Annotated in this window: 11 protein-coding genes; 5 read left to right on the top strand and 6 right to left on the bottom strand. The window is 65.1% G+C overall.

Annotated elements, in window-relative coordinates; genetic code table 11:
- Positions 1 to 18: 18 nt before the first annotated feature.
- Together AC07VL_RS24115 and AC07VL_RS24110 are read right to left on the bottom strand one after the other, a co-directional pair.
- Positions 19 to 4,200, bottom strand: a complete 4,182-nt coding sequence (locus AC07VL_RS24115; protein WP_494808089.1) for an SNF2-related protein — start codon at positions 4,198 to 4,200, stop codon at positions 19 to 21.
- Entirely contained in the window at positions 4,197 to 6,155 is a 1,959-nt protein-coding gene (locus tag AC07VL_RS24110) for a dipeptidyl-peptidase 5 (RefSeq protein ID WP_494808088.1), read from the bottom strand. Before AC07VL_RS24110 ends, AC07VL_RS24115 begins: the two co-directional genes overlap by 4 nt.
- A 199-nt stretch (positions 6,156 to 6,354) precedes the next feature.
- Here AC07VL_RS24110 and hemE point away from each other — a divergent pair, with 199 nt between their 5' ends.
- Together hemE and AC07VL_RS24100 are read left to right on the top strand one after the other, a co-directional pair.
- Complete coding sequence (gene hemE, locus AC07VL_RS24105; RefSeq protein ID WP_494808087.1) at positions 6,355 to 7,440, top strand: uroporphyrinogen decarboxylase; 1,086 nt, start codon at positions 6,355 to 6,357, stop codon at positions 7,438 to 7,440.
- An 853-nt stretch (positions 7,441 to 8,293) separates the two neighbouring features.
- Positions 8,294 to 10,357: a primosomal protein N' gene (locus AC07VL_RS24100; protein WP_494808086.1), complete on the top strand. Its 2,064-nt coding sequence runs from the start codon at positions 8,294 to 8,296 to the stop codon at positions 10,355 to 10,357.
- On the opposite strand, the gene AC07VL_RS24095 is transcribed toward AC07VL_RS24100, so the two are convergent.
- The gene (locus tag AC07VL_RS24095; protein WP_494808085.1) at positions 10,354 to 11,244 is read right to left on the bottom strand and encodes an ArgP/LysG family DNA-binding transcriptional regulator; all 891 of its coding nucleotides are present in this window, start codon (positions 11,242 to 11,244) and stop codon (positions 10,354 to 10,356) included. The two genes, AC07VL_RS24100 and AC07VL_RS24095, sit on opposite strands and share 4 nt — an antisense overlap.
- Positions 11,245 to 11,374: 130 nt before the next feature.
- Between AC07VL_RS24095 and AC07VL_RS24090 the strand changes: the two genes are divergently transcribed.
- The gene (locus tag AC07VL_RS24090; protein ID WP_494808084.1) at positions 11,375 to 12,823 is read left to right on the top strand and encodes a dihydrolipoyl dehydrogenase; all 1,449 of its coding nucleotides are present in this window, start codon (positions 11,375 to 11,377) and stop codon (positions 12,821 to 12,823) included.
- Positions 12,824 to 12,989: 166 nt separating this feature from the next.
- Positions 12,990 to 14,111: an HD-GYP domain-containing protein gene (locus tag AC07VL_RS24085; RefSeq protein WP_494808083.1), complete on the top strand. Its 1,122-nt coding sequence runs from the start codon at positions 12,990 to 12,992 to the stop codon at positions 14,109 to 14,111.
- Positions 14,112 to 14,120: 9 nt separating this feature from the next.
- On the opposite strand, the gene AC07VL_RS24080 is transcribed toward AC07VL_RS24085, so the two are convergent.
- Entirely contained in the window at positions 14,121 to 14,606 is a 486-nt protein-coding gene (locus tag AC07VL_RS24080) for an SRPBCC family protein (RefSeq protein WP_494808082.1), read from the bottom strand.
- Positions 14,607 to 14,815: 209 nt separating this feature from the next.
- Between AC07VL_RS24080 and AC07VL_RS24075 the strand changes: the two genes are divergently transcribed.
- Positions 14,816 to 16,876, top strand: a complete 2,061-nt coding sequence (locus AC07VL_RS24075; protein WP_086137636.1) for a UvrD-helicase domain-containing protein — start codon at positions 14,816 to 14,818, stop codon at positions 16,874 to 16,876.
- 7 nt (positions 16,877 to 16,883) lie between these two features.
- On the opposite strand, the gene AC07VL_RS24070 is transcribed toward AC07VL_RS24075, so the two are convergent.
- Both AC07VL_RS24070 and AC07VL_RS24065 read right to left on the bottom strand, forming a co-directional pair.
- Positions 16,884 to 17,240 (bottom strand): addiction module antidote protein, encoded by a 357-nt coding sequence (locus tag AC07VL_RS24070; RefSeq protein WP_494808081.1) that lies wholly within the window; start codon positions 17,238 to 17,240, stop codon positions 16,884 to 16,886.
- Positions 17,237 to 17,620 (bottom strand): type II toxin-antitoxin system RelE/ParE family toxin, encoded by a 384-nt coding sequence (locus AC07VL_RS24065; RefSeq protein WP_494808080.1) that lies wholly within the window; start codon positions 17,618 to 17,620, stop codon positions 17,237 to 17,239. The genes AC07VL_RS24070 and AC07VL_RS24065 overlap by 4 nt, the downstream gene beginning before the upstream one ends.
- Positions 17,621 to 17,689: the final 69 nt, after the last annotated feature.

Raw genomic sequence — 17,689 nt, 5'->3', positions numbered from 1 at the left:
CCGTGCATTTTTTCAAGCTCATCGCTTCAAGCCCTCCTGCAGCATGCCCAGCATGTCACCCGCCGACATGCGCGCGGCCGCATCGCTGCCTTCCAGCAGACTGTCGGCCAGGTCGCGCTTGTGCTGGTGTAATTCGACGATGCCTTCCTCGATCGTGTGCTTCGCCACCAGGCGGTAAATGGTGACGGGGCGCAACTGCCCCATGCGGTGGGCGCGGTCCGAGGCCTGGTCTTCCACGGCCGGGTTCCACCACGGGTCCATGTGGATCACGTAATCGGCCGCCGTCAAATTGATACCCATGCCGCCCGCCTTCAGGCTGATGAGGAAAACCTCGCCGTCTCCCGCCTGGAAGGCATCGACGCGGCGCTTGCGCTCCTGCATGGGCGTGCTGCCATCGAGATACTGGTAGCTCACGCCGTGCTGCTCCAGGTGCTGGCGGATGAGGCTCAGATGGTCGACGAACTGGCTGAAGACGAGCACCTTGTGGCGGTTTTCCAGCAGGCCCGACAGCAATTGCGCGAACGCCGCCAGCTTGCTGCTGGCCAGGCCCAGTTCCGGCGCCACCAGGTGCGGATTGCAGCAGGCGCGGCGCAGCTTCATGATCTCCGCCAGGATCTGGATGGCCTTTTTCGACGCCGGTCCTTCCACCATGGCCAGCTTTTCCAGCGCTTCGCGGCGCAGGGATTCGTACAGTGCCGTTTCCTGCGGCGACAGTTCCACTTCCAGGACGATTTCCGTGCGCGATGGCAGCTCCGACAGCACTTGCGTCTTCGTGCGGCGCAGGATGAATGGCGCGATCAAACGGCGCAGGCGCAGCCGCGCGCCGGCCGCTGCCCGCTTGTCCTGATCTTTCTCGATCGGTCCCGCGAAACGCAGATTGAACTGGTCGAGCGTGCCCAGCAAACCGGGATTAATAAAACGGAACAGATTCCACAATTCGCCCAGGTGGTTTTCCAGCGGCGTGCCGCTGGCCACCATGCGGAAGTCGCCCTGCAGCGCCATCACGGCTTGCGAGCGCTTGGTGGCGCCATTCTTGATGGCCTGCGCTTCGTCGAGCACGATCGTATGCCAGCGCACGCCGGCAAACAGCGCCGCTTCCTGCTGCAGCAAGCCATAGCTGGCCACCACCACGTCGAAGGGCTGCAGGGTGTCGAGCATGTCGGCCCGGTCGCCGCTGCCGAACAGTTTTACCTTCAAGGTGGGGGCGAAGCGCTGCGCCTCGCTGATCCAGTTCATGCAGACGGACGTGGGGGCGACGACGAGCGTGGGACCGTTCGGCGCGCGCGCCAGGATCAGCGCCAGCGCCTGCAAGGTCTTGCCGAGTCCCATGTCGTCGGCCAGGCAGGCGCCCACGCCCCAGTGCGCCAGGCGCGCCAGCCAGCTGAAACCGGCCAGCTGGTAGTCGCGCAAGTCCGCCTGCAGGGTGCTGGGCAACTGCGCTTGAAAATCGTCGAGGGCGCGCAGGCGCAGCAGGTGCTCGCGCCACAATTTATCGGCCTTGACGCCGCCCGCGTCGTTGGCCAGCTCTTCCAGCGCGAAGGCGGCCAGCGGGTGGATGTGCACGCCATCGGCATGCGCTTCGCCATACGCGGCCAGCTCGGACAGGCGGCGGTGCAATTCGTCGCTGAGGGCGAGGAACTGGTTGTCGCCCAGGGCCACGAAGCGGCTTTTATTGTTCTGCATCAAGTCGAGCAGGGCGCGCAAATCCATCACCTTGTCTTCGTCGATCTGCACGTCGCCGCTGGCGGCGAACCAGTCCTTGTCGCTCTTGATATTCAGGCGCATCTGGCCGCTGTCGATGCGTTTCGACACGCGCATGGTTTCGCCTTCCGGCCAGGCCAAGACCAGCCCGGCGGGGTCCAGCGCCTGCAGCTCCACCAGCAGTTGCAGGCCCAGCGCAGGCTGGCCCAGCAGCCACTCGCCATGCTCTTCTTCTGCCTCTTCCAGCACCAGGCAACGTCCGATCAGCTGGCGCTGCGCTTCGCGTTCCGCGTTCAGGTCGCGCCGCGCCTGCACGGCCCGGCCCGCCACATCGGCAAACACGCTTTCGGCGCCGCTGCCCGGCGCGTAATAGGCGCCGTTGTCGCGCAGCGGGCGCACCAGAATCTGCATTTTCAAGCCTTGTTGATACGGCAGCAGGTGCACGTGCAGGCGGTGGTCGGCCGTGATGGCTTCCGCGTCGCCCGCGCCGCCGCCGATGTCCGACTGTACGGTGACCATGGACGAGATGGCGCCGATGGCCTGCATCACCTGTTTTTCCGCATGCAGGGGCACGGACAGGCCCAGGCCCACGATGGCGCCGATGCGCCGGTGTTCGTCGAGGATGTGCACCACGCGCAGGCGCGTCGGCGTCTCGCGCTGCACCACGACGTTGCTGCCGTTGTCGGGCAGTGGCGGCTGCATGCCCAGCCACAGCTGCCCCTCGTGCGACTTGATGAGCAACTCGGGCGCGCCGGCGATCAGCTCCACGCGCGTCTCGGGGTGGTCGAGCCAGAAGACGAGCGGGTGGCCCACCAGCAGCACGGCGGCCTTGTCCAGCTCGATTTCATAGCGGGGCGCCGACGAATAGTACTGCTTGAACGGCGCGATGCTGCCCGCCGCGCGGGCGTCCTGCGGCGTGAGGAAATCGATGTCGCCCGCCTCTTCGGCCAGGCGCTTGAGGCCCATGGCGCGGCCCTTGCTCCAGCCGCCGCGCGCGTCGCGCTTCTGCTCGCGCACTTCCACGGCCGTCAAGCCGAAGCGCGGGTCGAACGCCACCAGCCACACGAGGCGCGAGACGCCGCCCAGCGCTTCGGCGGGCGCGTTCTGCTGCAGGTTGATGAGGGCACTCAGCTGGCGCTGCCACGCTTCCTGGCGCTCGAACCACGGCGCCATGTCCGTCAAGCCGTGCTGCGCCCGCTTCGAGGTAGCGTAGCGCTCCTGTTGCGGCTCGCCCATCAGGCCCAGCAAGCCGGCCGCCTGCGCCGCGATCAGCTCGTAGCCGGCCGCGTCCGCCTGTTGCACCAGCGCGTGCAGCTGCGGCTTGCGTTCGCTCAATTGCGGCAGGGCCAGCCAGTAGTACAGCAGGGCCTGGAACAGTTGCGCCTGCAGCGCCGTTTCCCAGTTGCGCGTGGGGATGGCGTCCGCCTGCAGCACGCCGGCGCGCACCAGGCGCAAGGTATTCAACTGCTGGTAGACGAGGCTGTCGTGGTTGGGCTGCGCGTGCAGGGCGATGTCGAGGTAAGTTTCCGCGCTTTTCAGCAGCTTGGCGTCATTGCTGCGCAGCAAGGCCAGCACGTACAAATGGCCGCCGATGCCCGTGAAGCACAGCTTGCGCTTGCCCGCCTCCTTGCGCAGCCCCTTCAGGGCCGTCTCGAAGCCCGCCACGGCGTGCGCATGTTCGCCGCGCAAGAGGGCGATACTGCTGTCGATAAACAGCACCTGCGGCCCCTGCTGGCCCGCCAGGTAGCGGGCGGCCGTGTCGAGTTCGCCGCACAGCAGGGCGTCCTCGGCCAGGGCCAGCGGTAGGGCGGCGCCGATATGGTCGCCGGCCGCCGCCTGGCGCGCGTGGTGGGCGCGCGCATAGGCGCGGATGGCGTGCACCGTGGCCGGTTCGCGGGGGGCATTGCCCAGCAGCACGGCGAGGATGTCATCCTGCAGTTGGGGCATGACGAAGGACAACATTTCCGGCTCGAATGGGCGGCCGAATATCTCGATCAGCGGATGCAGCTGCTGCGCTTCATAGCAGGCCATGCACGCAGCCAGGATGGCGGCCACGTGGCGCACCTCGTCGTTGCGCAAGAGGGCGATGCGCAGGCGCGCCACGCCTTGCCGGTAGCTGCGCAGCTCCACATAGCCATCCCAGTTGCGCCGCACGGGATTGATCAGTTCGATCGCCTGGCACAGGTCGCGGAACACCAGGTGTTCGATGGCGGCGCGCATGGCGGGCCAGCGCAGCTTCGCCTCGCAGGCAAAGCCGCGCCCGACGATCTCCGACGCCAGTGCCAGCCGCGTCAGGCGCTGCAGCATGTGTGTCACCGTCAGCAGGCTGAACGGCGTGCCGTCCGGCTCGACGACATTCGCCCGCTGCAAGTGCTCGTACACGGCATGCTTGCCCACCGGTTCGCCCGTGATCGCCAGCAAGGCCAGGATCATCTGCTCGTGCCGCTCCAGCGCGGCGAATTCGTCCAGCAGGTGCTGGTCTGCGTGCGCTGCCGTCATGCAGGCAGGTTGGCGATATGCACGGGCGGCTCGCCGGCCGCCACGGGCAGGCCGAACACGCGCTGGTAGAAGTACAGTTCCGCTTCCAGCGTGCGCGCGATGTTTTCCGCCTTGCGGAAGCCGTGGCCCTCGCCTTCGAGGGGCACGTAGGCGACGGGCACGCCGCGCGCCTGCAGGGCGTCGACCATCAACTGCGACTGCTGCGGCGGCACCACCTTGTCGTCCAGGCCCTGGAAGAAGATCATCGGGCGCGACAATTTATCCGTGTGGTGGATGGGCGAGCGCTCGCGGTACAGCGCCTCGGCCTCGGGCTGCGAAGCGATCAGGTAGTCCGTGTAGCGCGATTCGAACTTGTGCGAATCGTCGTCCAGGCCTTGCAGGTCGGACACGCCGTAGTAGCTGGCGCCCGCCTTGAAGACGTCGTGGAAGGTCAGGGCGCACAGGGTTGTCAGGCCGCCCGCGCTGCCGCCGCGCACGATGAGGCGCTCGGGATCGGCCAGGCCCTGGGCCGCCAGGTAACGGGCGCCGGCGATGCAGTCTTCCACGTCGACGATGCCCCATTGCCCGCGCAAGGCGTCGCGGTACTCGCGGCCGAAGCCGCTGCTGCCGCCGTAGTTGACGTCGAGCACGCCGATGCCGCGGCTGGTCCAGTACTGCGTCGCTAGCTTTAAGGTATTGCTGGCCATGCTGGTCGGGCCGCCATGGCTGATGACGATGACGGGCGGCAAGGTGCCGGCCGGCGCCTGCACGTCATCGTTTTTCGGCGGATAGAAGAAGGCGTGGGCCGTGCGGCCGTTGCTGCTAGGAAAGCTCAAGCTGCGCGGCACGGACAGGTAGGCGAGGGCGGGCAAGCGTTCGATCGACTGCGCCAGCACTTCCAGTTCGTGGTTCGACAGGTCGATGCGCGCCAGTTCCAGCGCGATGGTGGGGCTGCCGCCCAGCAAGGCGACGAAGCCGGGGCCCACGCGCAGTTCGCGGATTTCCTGGTACGGGTGCGGGATCGGCTCCAGCTTGGCCGCCGCCACGCTCAGTTGCGCCAGATAGCTGATGCCGGCCTGGATATACGTGCAGACGATCTCGTCGTCGGACAGGAAACCGTACATGCTGCCGCCGAAGGTCCAGTGCGGCGTGGCAAATTCCGCTTCCATCGGGCACAGCGCCTCGATGTCGGCGCCATGCAGGCGGTACAGGTTCCACCAGCCGCTGCTGTCGGAAACGAAATGCAGCAAGCCGTTCGGCGACCATTCCGGCTGGCAGATGGACTCGCGCGCGCCGCCGGCGATCAGGCGCGGCGAACCGAGGCTGCCGTCCGGGTGCACGTCGGCCAGCCACAGTTCCGTGCCTTGCCATGGCAGGCGCGGGTGGTCCCAGCTGATCCAGGCCAGCTGGCTGCCGTCCGGCGACAGGCGCGGCGCGGCATAAAAATCGTGGCCGCGCGCCAGCACCGTTTCACGCCCGTCGAAGCCGACGGCCGCCAGGCAGTTTTCCGGCTGCGCGTGGCCCTCAGCCGGATGCTGTTCGCGCACGGCGACCAGGCGGGCACGGGCCGCATCGACGACGAAGTCCGCGTGGCGCATGTTGCCGCCCGCGGTGAACGCCTCGGGTGCGCCGCCGGCCGTCACGCGGTACAGGCGGTTGTCGGCGAAATGCGAAAAGATCACGTTGTCGCCATCGACGGCATACGCGCCGCCGCCGTATTCATGCACGCGGCTGCGCACATTGAAGGGCGCCGGCGTCAGTTCATCGACGCGCGCGCCGCGCTGGCGCAGCAGGGTGTTGCGGCCCGCCTCGCTGGCGCGGCCCGCCAGCCAGTACACGTCGCCGCCATCGGCGCCGCCCAGGGCCAGCTGCGTCAGCGGCGAGGCGCCGGCGGCGACGACGGCGGCGCTGATCGGCGAGGGCCAGGTGCCGTAGGGGGCGCTCAGGGCGGATGGGCTGGATGCGGTCGATGTCATGCGGGCTCCGTGTAGTGGGGGGATCAAGGGCCGCCAGGCAGGGTCAGGGCGCGTGGCAGCGTGCATCATCATAATGGAAGGGCAGGCGCAGTGAAAGCCATGGCGTGCACGGCAAATGCTGCAAAGCCGCACCGGAATCAATGAAATGGCGGCGATTGGATGCGATAATACCGCTTCTCCAAGCTATTGATTGCCTTCCATGCCACAATTTGCTCCGCTCCAGAACGATACTTTCCTGCGCGCCCTGCTGCGCCAGCCGACCGAGCATACTCCCGTCTGGCTGATGCGCCAGGCCGGCCGCTACCTGCCCGAATACCGCGCCACGCGCGAGCGGGCCGGCTCGTTCCTGGGCCTGGCGAAGAATCCCGATTACGCCACGGAAGTGACCTTGCAGCCCCTGGAGCGCTTCCCGCTGGACGCGGCGATTTTGTTTTCCGACATCCTGACGGTACCCGACGCCATGGGCCTGGGCCTGTATTTCGCCGATGGCGAAGGCCCGAAGTTCGAGCGTCCGCTGCGCACGGAGCAGGACGTCAAGGCGCTGCAGGTACCCGACCTCGATTCGCTCGACTACGTCTTCAAGGCCGTCACGCAGATCCGCACGGAACTCAATGGCCGCGTGCCGCTGATCGGCTTTTCCGGCAGCCCGTGGACCCTGGCCTGCTACATGGTGGAAGGCGGCGGCTCGAAGGAGTTCCACACCATCAAGAAGATGCTGTACAACCGCCCGGACCTGATGCACCACATCCTGGCCATCAACGCCACGTCCGTGGCGCAGTACCTGAATGCGCAGATCGATGCCGGCGCGCAAGCCGTGATGATCTTCGATTCCTGGGGCGGTGCGCTGGCCGATGGCGCCTACCAGGAATTCTCGCTGGCCTACATGCAGCAAGTGGTGGCACAGCTCAAGCGCGACAAGGACGGCGTCAAGATTCCCGCCATCGTGTTTACCAAGGGTGGCGGCCAGTGGATCGAGCAGATCGCCGACATCGGCGCCGATGCCGTCGGCCTGGACTGGACCGTGAACCTGACGCGCGCGCGCCAACTGGTGGGCCATAAGGTGGGCTTGCAGGGCAACCTCGACCCCGCCATCCTGTTCGCCAGCCCCGAGCAGATCCGCGCCGAAGTGGCGAAAGTGCTCAACGCCTTCGGCGCGCCGTCGGCCGGCACGGGCCACGTCTTCAACCTGGGCCACGGCATTTCCCAGTTCACGCCGCCCGAATCGGTGGCGGCCATGGTGGAGGCCGTGCACAGCATGAGCCGCGCCATGCGCAGCGGCCAGTAAACGGGCGCGCCGTCACGGCGCGCGGCGCCCGGCAGCCAGCCAAGGCAGGTTTTCCACAGGAAGCCTGCCTTTTTTCACGCCTGTCGCTTGCGGGGCAATACCGACTTATGCACAATTTTTTTTACTGCGGAAATAAAAGGCAGTCAAAAAGCCATGCCCGGGGAATGCATGCAAGTATTTGATTATTAAGAACTAAAAAATGCATCCAAGGCGCGGGCTTGCCGCGATGGGCAAGGTTATTCTGTTGCCCGGCAGGCTTATAAGTTCATTGTCCACAAAGTTATCAACAGATTCTGTGGATAAAATTGAAAAGTATTTTGTTAACCGGGACTTAGCGCCGATGTTCAAGTTTCACCTGAAGTGCATGTTGCAGCGCATGATATTTAAACAATTTTTACCCCCCGATCAGCGGCCCGCCATGCCCTGGCCCCGCAAACAGGGATTTTGCCCCCGCGTGGCAAGAAAGACATGGATTTTCGCCATGCAGATTGTGTCTATTCTTGTGTAAAAAATGCATGTATGGCTCAGTTATGCACAGAAGGGCGGAAAGTCCCGTGATTTTTCACCTTTCCGATCACTATTTTTAAGTCATTGATTTTAAATGATTTAATTTTCTTGCGTGCCCCCTTGACGGCGATCAAAATTTTCTATCCACATTATTCCCGGAGTTAATTTTGCTTTGTCCACAAAGTTATCCACAGAATTTTCTTCTGGCGCGATGGCACGCCGTGCTGTCTGCCGTTAGGCGTTTGATGGACGAAACAAGTATCATGGCCCGCTGGCTTGACGCCTGACATCCCGCCGCGCCATCGACCCGGCGGCGCGCTTTTTTATTGAGATAGGCCATACCCCCATGCCGCAGTGCCTTTTGCCGCCGTGCATCCTGAAGATCGCGCTCGACACGCCCCTGAACGCCCTGTTCGACTACCGCTGGAACCCGCCCGCCGGCGCGGAGGAGCAGGCGGATGCCGCCATGCCGCTGCCGCAGGTGGGACAGCTGGCGCTGGTACCGTTCGGCCGGCGCGAAGTGATGGGGCTGATCGTCGGCGTGTCCGGCAGCACGGACGTGCCGGCCGCGAAACTGAAGGATGCGCTGGCCGTGCGCAGCCAGCTGGCGCCCCTGTCGCCGCAATGGCTGGCGCTGGCCGCCTTTGCCGCCGATTACTACCAGCGCCCGCTCGGTGAAGTGGCCTTGCCGGGTCTGCCAAAGAACCTGCGCGTGCTGACCACCGTGGCGCTGGACCGCGCCATCAAGAAGCTGGGCAAGCTGGCCGATGCGCACGACGGCACGCCGCTGAACATGCCGGCGCTCAATCCGGCCCAGCAGGAAGCGGCGGACGCCATCGGCGGCGCCCGGGGCTTTCAACCGACGCTGCTGTACGGCGTGACGGGCAGCGGCAAGACGGAGGTGTATCTGCAGGCCTGCGCCCAGGTCCTGGCGCGCGAGGACGATGCGCAAATCCTGATTTTGGTGCCGGAAATTAACCTGACGCCCCAGCTGGAAGGCAATATCCGCGCGCGCTTTCCCGGCGTCATGCTCGCCACCCTGCACAGCAGCCTGTCCGAAGGCGAGCGCATGCTGCACTGGCTGGCCGCCCACCAGGGCCAGGCACGCATCGTGCTCGGCACGCGCCTGGCCATCCTGGCCTCGCTGCCGAAGCTCAAGCTGATCGTCATCGACGAGGAGCACGATCCTTCCTACAAGCAGCAGGAAGGCCTGCGCTATTCCGCGCGCGACCTGGCCGTGTGGCGCGCCTGGCAATTGCAGATACCCATCGTGCTCGGCTCGGCCACGCCGTCGCTGGAAAGCTGGCACCACGCGCAGACGGGGCGCTACCGCAAGCTGGAGTTGCGCGAGCGTGCCGTCAAGAATGCTGTGTTGCCGCGCGTCAAGATCCTCGACATGGAGCGCGACAAGCCGAAGGATGGACTGACTTCGCATCTGGTAGCCGCCTTGAAACTGCGCATGGAGCGGGGCGAGCAGTCGCTGCTGTTCTTGAACCGGCGCGGCTATTCGCCCGTGATCTGCTGCGAATCGTGCGGCTGGATCAGCAATTGCACGCGCTGCACCTCGTTCATGGTGCTGCACAAGCCCGAGCACCGGCTGCGCTGCCACCATTGCAGCCTGGAATTGCGCATCCCCCGCCATTGCCCCACGTGTGGCAACGTCGATTTGCAACCGCTGGGACGCGGCACGCAAAGGGTGGAAGAGGGCTTGCAGCAATTGTTTCCCGAGGCGCGCATCTTGCGCATCGATGCCGATTCCACGCGCAAGAAGGGCAGCGCGCAGGAAGCGTTCGATACCGTGCACCGGGGCGAAGTGGACATTTTGATCGGCACGCAGATGGTGGCCAAGGGCCACGACTTCAAGAAGCTGACCCTGGTGGGCATCCTGAACCCGGACACGGCCCTGTTTTCGCAGGATTACCGGGCCAGCGAGCGCCTGTTCGCCCAGCTGATGCAGGTGGCGGGCCGGGCCGGGCGGGCCGCGCAGACGGAGGGTGGCAGCGTGTCGGAGGTGCTGATCCAGACGCGCTATGCGCGCCATCCGCTGTACGATGCCGTCGTCCACCACGATTACGACCACTTCGCCACCACCTTGCTGGAAGAGCGGGCCCAGGCGGCGCTGCCGCCGTATCTGTTCCAGGCCCTGCTGCGCGCGGAAGCGCCCGAGCTGGCCACGGCCATCGAGTTCCTGCAGGCGGCCAAGGAATGCATGGAACACCCGCAGGTGACCATCAATGATCCGATTCCCATGAGCATGACGCGCGTCTACAACGTGGACCGCGCCCAGCTGCTGTTGGAGTCGCCCTCGCGGCCGGCCCTGCAGGCGTTTTTGAAGGAATGGTTAAGTGAATTGCGCGCCATGAAGACGCGCGTGAAATGGTCGCTGGAAGTGGACCCGCTGGACATTTAAGCCAGGTAGTCGCGCCCGGCCTTGACGATCTGCTCGGACAGCAGCTTGGTAAACGGCGTGTCCAGCGTCCACGCGTGCCAGCTCAGGGGCACGTCCAGGGTGCGGCCCGGCAGCAAATCCACCAGCGCCTCCGTCGCCAGCGCGGGGGCGGCCAGGCGTTGCGGGATCAGGCCGTAGGCCAGGCCATCCTGCACGCAGGCGCGGCGCGCCGTTTCTACAGGTAAAGTGTGGTGCGGAAACGGCTCGCGCATCTGCAATTGTTCCGCGAGGAAACGCGCCAGCAAGCCATGCTGGCCCACGACGGCCGGCGCCAGCTGCACCGCTTCGGGGCTGAAGCCATCGCCGAACCAGTGGCCCGCAAACACGGGCGTCGCCACGCAGACATAGCGCAGGGTGCCCAGCGGCGTCACGCTGGTGGCGGCCGCCGCGTCGATGGCCGTGCCGGAGGCGCCCGCCACGCAGCCGAACACCGTGCCGTCGCGCACCATCTGCAGGGCGCTGTCGCTGTCGGCCAGGCGCACGTCGAGCTGGCAGCGGGGCGGCGCCAGCAGGGCGGGCAAGGTGGCGGGGAACCACGTGGCCAGGCTGTCGGCATCGAGGGCGATGGCCAGTTCCGGCATGCTGACGCTGTTGCCCAGGTCGATGTCGAGCGACGCTTCCATCAGCTTGACGTTGCGGTGATGCACGATCAGGCGCTGGCCCAGGCCCGTCGGCACGGCCGGCTGGCCACGGATGATCAGCAAGCGCCCGCTGGCGTCTTCCAGCGCCTTGATGCGCTGCGAGACGGCCGACTGGGTGATGCCCAGGGCCAGGGCGGCCTTGTCGAAACTGCCATGGCTGGCCACGGCGTCCAGCACGGCCAGCGCGCGATAATCGAGTGATCCCATTAGCTCAGCTTATAAATTTTGAAAATGATTAGTTATACTAATGCATATATTGCAGCAAAGTAAAACCTTATTTTCGGCAAACGGGTAGTATCGAAGGCTGTCAGCAACCTGAACGGGGAGTAAGCCCAGCATGAAGACGATACGAGTGGATGTGGCCGTGATCGGCGGCGGTACGGCCGGCATGACGGCGCGCAAGGCGGCGAGCATGCAGGGCAAGCGCGTGCTGATGATCGAAAGCGGGCCGTATGGCACGACCTGCGCCAGGGTCGGCTGCATGCCCAGCAAGCTCCTGATCGCGGCGGCCGAAGCGGCCCATGCGGTGGCTGCCGCGCCCGGCTTTGGCGTGCATCCCGGCCCCGTGCGCATCGATGGCCGGCAAGTGATGGCGCGGGTGCGCAGCGAGCGCGACCGTTTTGTCGGCTTCGTGCTCGACGGCGTCAACGCCATCCCCGACGAGGAAAAGCTGCGCGGCCATGCGCGTTTTATTTCCCCCGGAAAATTGCAGGTGGATGAACACACCATCGTCGAAGCGGCCAGCGTGGTGATCGCCACCGGCTCCACGCCCATCGTGCCGCCCGAGTGGCAGGCGGCGGGCGAGCGCGTCATCACCAGCGACGCCGTGTTCGAGTGGACGGACTTGCCCGGCTCCGTGGCCGTGGTCGGCAGCGGCGTCATCGGGCTGGAACTGGGCCAGGCGCTGGCGCGCCTCGGCGTGCGCGTGACCTTGTTTGCGCGCGGCAATAAGGTGGCGCAGCTGACGGACCCGCTGGTCTTGCAGGAGGCGAGATTGGTGCTGGCGCGCGAACTCGACATCCGCTTCCAGACGAGCGTGGCGCACCTGGAAAAAACGCCGGACGGCAGCGCCATCATGCTGACCAGCCGCGACGGCGCCGGGGAAGAAAAGACCGAGCAGTTCGAGTACGTGCTGGCCGCCATCGGCCGCCGCCCGAACGTGGACCAGATCGGCCTGGACACGGCGCAAATCGAACTGGACCGCCATGGCATTCCCCTGCACGACCCGCACACCATGCAGTGCGGCAAGAGCAGCATCTTCATCGCGGGCGACGCCGACAACGCCCTGCCGCTGCTGCCAGAGGCGGCCGACGAGGGCCGCATCGCCGGCGAGAACGCGGCGCGCTTTCCCCACGTCCAGCCGGGCCTGCGCCGCACGCCGTTGACCATCGCCTTCACGGAGCCGCAGGTCGCCACCCTGGGCGCCACCTACCAGCAACTGTGCGTGAGCCACGCGGGCCGCTTCGCCGTCGGCGCCGTGTCGTTCGGCAACCAGGGCCGCAGCCGCGTCATGCTGCAGAACCAGGGCGTGCTGCGCGTGTACGCGGAGTTCGGCAGCAAGCGTTTCCTCGGCGCCGAGCTGATCGGCCCGCGGGCGGAACACCTGGGCCACCTGCTGGCCTGGGCATGCCAGGCGCGGCTGACGGTGCCGGCCATGCTGGACATGCCGTTCTACCATCCCGTCATCGAGGAAGGCGTGCGCACGGCCTTGCGCGAGCTGGCGCTGCACCTGGAAAAAGACCCGGAACATGCGCCCGGCTGCGCCGACTGCTCCCCCGGCGTGTGATGCAACTTTAAGAATTAAACAATTTTGTAGACAAGCTCACATGATTGCGCGATCATCGCTGCCACATTGAAATATTGATTAAAAGCAAAAAACATTTCAAATGGTTCATGTCCACGATGCCTGGATGGTAAACATCAGTCGTGGCTGGCGATGACACGGAGACGATGTGAAGATTCGGCGCATATATGCGGGGGAACTGGCCGTGGGCCTGGCCCTGCCTTGGGACGTGCACGGCGAAACGGGCAGCTTGCTGGCCAGGATGGGCCATGTGATCAGCAGCGAGGCGCAGATCGAGCTGCTGCTGGCGCGCGGCGTCATCGCCGACATGCGCGAGGAGGCGCCGCGCGCGGCCACGGAAGCGCCTTCGTCCCTGCGCATGCTGAACCTGGTCACCGCGGGCCTGGCCCTGGTCTTGCCAGCCATCGCGGCCGGGCAAGTTGTGGCGCAGGAGCAACTGACGCCGCTGGCGCAGTTGCTGGAAGAGGCGGTCGTGCTGGACGCCGACGTGGCGCTGGCCTGCATTTTGCATAACCAGGGCGCGGGCGACTTTGCCGTGCGCCACAGCGTCGACACGGCCGTCGTCACTGCCCTGCTGGCGCGTGCCCTGAAGCTCGATGCGGCCGTCGTGCGCAGCATCGTGCTCGCCGCGCTGAGCATGAACGTGGGCATGCTGGAACGCCACGGGGATTTCCAGCACAAGGCGGGGCCGCTCGATGCCGATGAGCGCGCCTACATCCGCGCCCATCCGCAAGCGGGCGTGGCGCGGCTGCGCGCGGCCGGCGTGACGGACGCCGTCTGGCTGCAGGCCGTGCTGCAGCACCATGAAAACATCGATGGCAGCGGCTATCCGCTGGGCATCACGGGCGAGGAGATCGGCGTCGGCGCCCGGCTGATCATGCTGGCCGACCGCTACTGCGCCAGGGTTTCCGCGCGCAGCTACCGCAAGCCCCTGTTGCCGAACGCGGCCCTGCGCGAAATGTTGTCGGCGGACAAAGCCACGCTGGACGCGCCGCTGGCCTCGCTGCTCGTGCGCGAACTGGGCATCTACCCCGTCGGCACCTTCGTCAAGCTGTTGAATGGCGAGATCGGCGTCGTCACGCGCAAGGGCTTGAACGCCACCACGCCGCACGTGCAGTCGCTGGTCGGCCCGCGCGGCGCGCGCCTGGACGTGCCCCTGCGGCGCGACACGCGCGTGGATTTGCACGCCATCCGCGAAGTGCTCAGCGCGGAGCAGGCGGGACTGCAGTTTCGCCCCGACCAGCTGTGGGGTCGCAGCGCGCGCATGTAGGGCGAGTGTTCAGTTCAGCAAACCCGCATCGAGGCGGCCTTCCAGCGCCAGTTCGCGCATGATGCGCACGGTGTCGATGTCGGACTCCTTGTAGGCGGAGCGGCGGAAGTCGTCGTACAGGGCGTTGGCCTCGTCGGTGGCCGCGTCGTGGCCGTCGTCGTACTGGAAGCGCACCCACAGGCTGGCCTCGTCGGGCATCTCGATGGTCATGACGAGCGAGGAGGCGCTGATGTCCTTCTGCGCCGGCACTTCGTAGCGCACCTGCAGCTGCGGCACCAGCACCACACGGTCGTTGATGACCAGCTCGCCATAGCGCAGGCTGCGGGAAAAGCCGGTATCGCTGTGTTCGCTGATCTGGCACTCGTCCAGGTGCGGCACGAACAGCTTGGGCGACTCGGCGCGCAAGACGAGGCCGCGCCACACCTGTTCCAGGGTCAGGGTGTCGATCAGCGGGTTGAGCGGATCGTTAATTTCAATCAGGTGTTCAAATTTCATAGGACTGCCATTCGGTAAGTGGGCGCGCGCGGGCGATATAGGCGGAATGGTACTCCAGCGGTGGCCGCGCCGCACGCATTGCATGCCCCGAGATGGCGGCATTTGGCGATATATCAATGCCATTGCCTGTTTTTCGTGCAGCTGCCGCCGTGCAAATGGCGGGCGCGACGCTGTTACAATGGGCTGCTGTTCCCTCCGGAAATACCCTGATGTCCAAAGCACCACAATTCGGTCTGAATGCCCCCCAAAGCGAAGCGGTGACCTACCTCGACGGCCCTTGCCTCGTGCTGGCGGGCGCCGGTTCGGGCAAGACGCGCGTGATCACGCAAAAGATCGCCCACCTGATCGAAGACCGGGGCTACGACCCGCGCACCATCGCCGCCTTGACCTTCACCAACAAGGCGGCGCTGGAAATGCAGGAGCGTATCGCCAAGCTGCTCAAGCAGCCGAGGCAGGCCAAGCAGTTGACGGTGTCGACCTTCCACTCGCTGGGCGTGAAGATCCTGCGCCAGGAAGCCAATGGCGTGGGGCTGAAGGACCGCTTTTCCATCATGGACAGCGACGACTGTTTTTCCCTCGTGCAAGACCTTGCCATTACCACCGATAAACAGGTGATACGCGGCATCCAGAATGCCATGTCGCTGTGGAAAAATGGCTTGATCGATCCGGACATGGCCCTGGCGCAGGCCAAGGATGAGGACGAGGCCAACGCGGCGCGCATCTACCGCAGCTATGTGGCAACGCTGTCGGCCTATCAGGCCGTCGATTTCGATGACCTGATCCGCCTGCCGGTGGAACTGTTCCGCAATAACGGCCCCGTGCGCGACAAGTGGCAGCGTCGCTTGCGCTACCTGCTCGTCGACGAGTACCAGGACACGAACACCTGCCAGTACGAACTGGTGAAACTGATGGTGACGGGCATCGGCAAGAAGCCGATGTTTACGGCCGTGGGCGACGATGACCAGGCGATCTATGCCTGGCGCGGCGCCACCGTGGAAAATTTAAAGACGCTGGAAACGGATTTCCCCGATTTGCGCGTCATCAAACTGGAGCAGAACTACCGCTCCACCATGCGCGTGCTCAATGCGGCCAATGCCGTCATCGGCAACAACCCGAAACTGTTTGAAAAATCGCTGTGGTCGGAACACGGCCTGGGCGAGCCGATCAAGGTGCTGGGCATGCAGACGGACGAGCAGGAGGCGGAGCAGGTCGCCATCATGATCTCGGCCGACCATTTCGAGCGCAAAAATAAATTTTCCGATTACGCGATTTTGTACCGGGGCAACCACCAGGCGCGCATCATCGAGCAATGCCTGCGCAAGGAACGCATCCCCTACACGATTTCGGGCGGCCAGAGCTTCTTCGACAAGGCCGAGATCAAGGACATCATCAGCTACCTGCGCCTGCTGGCCAACGAGGACGACGACCCGGCCTTCATCCGCGCCGTGACGACGCCGCGCCGCGGCGTGGGGCAGTCGACCCTGGAAGTGCTGGGGGCGTTTTCGGGGCAGTGGCAATGCTCGCTGTTCCAGGCCGTGTTCAAGGGCGGCATCGAGGCCAAGCTGACGGACCGCCAGCTGGGTCCCCTGCGCGACTTCTGCAACTTCATCAACGACCTCGAATCGCGCGCCAGCCGTCCCGGCGCGGCCGGCAGCGGCGACAATGCGGCCGAAGTGCTGGACGACATGATGAAGGAAATCCACTACGAATCGTATCTGTACGATGCCTTCGAGGAAAGGCAGGCGCAAAGCAAGTGGCAGAACGTGCTGGAATTCGTCAACTGGCTCAAGGAACGGGGCCGGGGCGGCAAGGACCGCGATGGCGAAGAAAAGAACGTGCTGGAACTGACGCAGATGGTGGCCCTGATGACCATGCTCGAAGGCAAGGACGAGGAGCAGGATGCCGTGCGCATGTCCACCTTGCATGCATCAAAAGGGCTGGAGTTTCCCCACGTCTTCCTCGTCGGCGTGGAAGAGGGGATTCTGCCGCACAAGGGCGACGCGGACGCGCCCGCCGAAACCATCGCCGCGCGCATCCAGGAAGAGCGCCGCTTGATGTACGTGGGCATCACGCGGGCCCAGCGCACCTTGCACGTCACCTGGTGCAAGAAGCGCAAGCGGGCCGGCGAGCAAGTCCATTGCGACCCGTCGCGCTTCATCAAGGAAATGCAACTGGACGTGGGCGACGCCGTGCCGACGGAGGCGGAAGTGATTTCGCCGAAGGAGAGGTTGGCGCGCATGAAGGCGCTGCTGGCCGCGCCCAAGGCTTGAAGAACGCTCAGGCTTCCACGGTGCCGTCGGGCGAGGTTTTCGGCACGATGGCCAACTGCATGCCCAGCGCATCGAGCATCTTCAAAATGGTTTCAAAGCGCGGCTTGCTGCCTTCGCGCAAGGCTTTGTACGCGCCCTCGCGCGTGATGTCGGCCCGGGCCGCCACCTTGCCCATGCCGTAGGCGCGCACCACGTCGTTCATGGCGGACTGGAACAGTTCCGCGTTGCCGGTGGCGACGATTTCGCTCATGTAGGCGGCCACGGCGGCCTTGCTGGTCAGGTGTTGTGTTGGGTCAAATTTGCTCAATCCCAGCGCGTCGAGGTCGTCGAGGTCGAAGGTGTCATGGTCGCTATGATGGTTCATTTTTTTCGTGCTCCTGTGGATGCCGCCGCCGCTTTGCGGATGGCCGCCTGCCGGGCTTTCAGCTCCCTGAGGATCGCCTGCGCCTGCTTGATGTCGCGCTGCTGGCTCGATTTGTTGCCACCGAGTAGCAGCAAGATCAGGGTGCCCCGATTCGTTTCATGAAAATACACGCGCCAGCCCGGCCCCGTCTGTAAAAAACGCAGTTCGCACACGCCTTCGCCCACAGGGCGCCAGTCGCCCTTCTTACCGTGCTGCAAATGCTTGATGCGTGCGTCGATGGCGGCCGCCGCCACATCGTGCAGGGAGTCTTCCCAGCGCCGGTATTCGGCCGTCTTGCGCGTATCGATCAGCACTGGCTCGGTTGGTGTTGGTTCAATCATTGTAATCGTTTGTTCTCATTCGTCAAGCGGTTTGATCCAGCTATAAGGAGAGAATAGGCAGGAATCGGC

It is taken from the genome of Janthinobacterium sp. GW821-FHT03C08, from assembly GCF_059420905.1.
The sequence above is the reverse complement of the archived record's forward strand: the minus strand, read 5'-3'. Positions and strand labels throughout refer to the sequence as shown.

Excerpts from the sequence above, each read along its gene's own strand:
- AC07VL_RS24070 (WP_494808081.1), bottom strand. The coding sequence starts at position 17,240 with ATGAACCATCATAGCGACCATGACACCTTCGACCTCGACGACCTCGAC.
- hemE (WP_494808087.1), top strand. The coding sequence starts at position 6,355 with ATGCCACAATTTGCTCCGCTCCAGAACGATACTTTCCTGCGCGCCCTG.
- AC07VL_RS24115 (WP_494808089.1), bottom strand. The coding sequence starts at position 4,200 with ATGACGGCAGCGCACGCAGACCAGCACCTGCTGGACGAATTCGCCGCG.
- AC07VL_RS24075 (WP_086137636.1), top strand. The coding sequence starts at position 14,816 with ATGTCCAAAGCACCACAATTCGGTCTGAATGCCCCCCAAAGCGAAGCG.
- AC07VL_RS24100 (WP_494808086.1), top strand. The coding sequence starts at position 8,294 with ATGCCGCAGTGCCTTTTGCCGCCGTGCATCCTGAAGATCGCGCTCGAC.
- AC07VL_RS24065 (WP_494808080.1), bottom strand. The coding sequence starts at position 17,620 with ATGATTGAACCAACACCAACCGAGCCAGTGCTGATCGATACGCGCAAG.
- AC07VL_RS24090 (WP_494808084.1), top strand. The coding sequence starts at position 11,375 with ATGAAGACGATACGAGTGGATGTGGCCGTGATCGGCGGCGGTACGGCC.
- AC07VL_RS24080 (WP_494808082.1), bottom strand. The coding sequence starts at position 14,606 with ATGAAATTTGAACACCTGATTGAAATTAACGATCCGCTCAACCCGCTG.
- AC07VL_RS24095 (WP_494808085.1), bottom strand. The coding sequence starts at position 11,244 with ATGGGATCACTCGATTATCGCGCGCTGGCCGTGCTGGACGCCGTGGCC.
- AC07VL_RS24110 (WP_494808088.1), bottom strand. The coding sequence starts at position 6,155 with ATGACATCGACCGCATCCAGCCCATCCGCCCTGAGCGCCCCCTACGGC.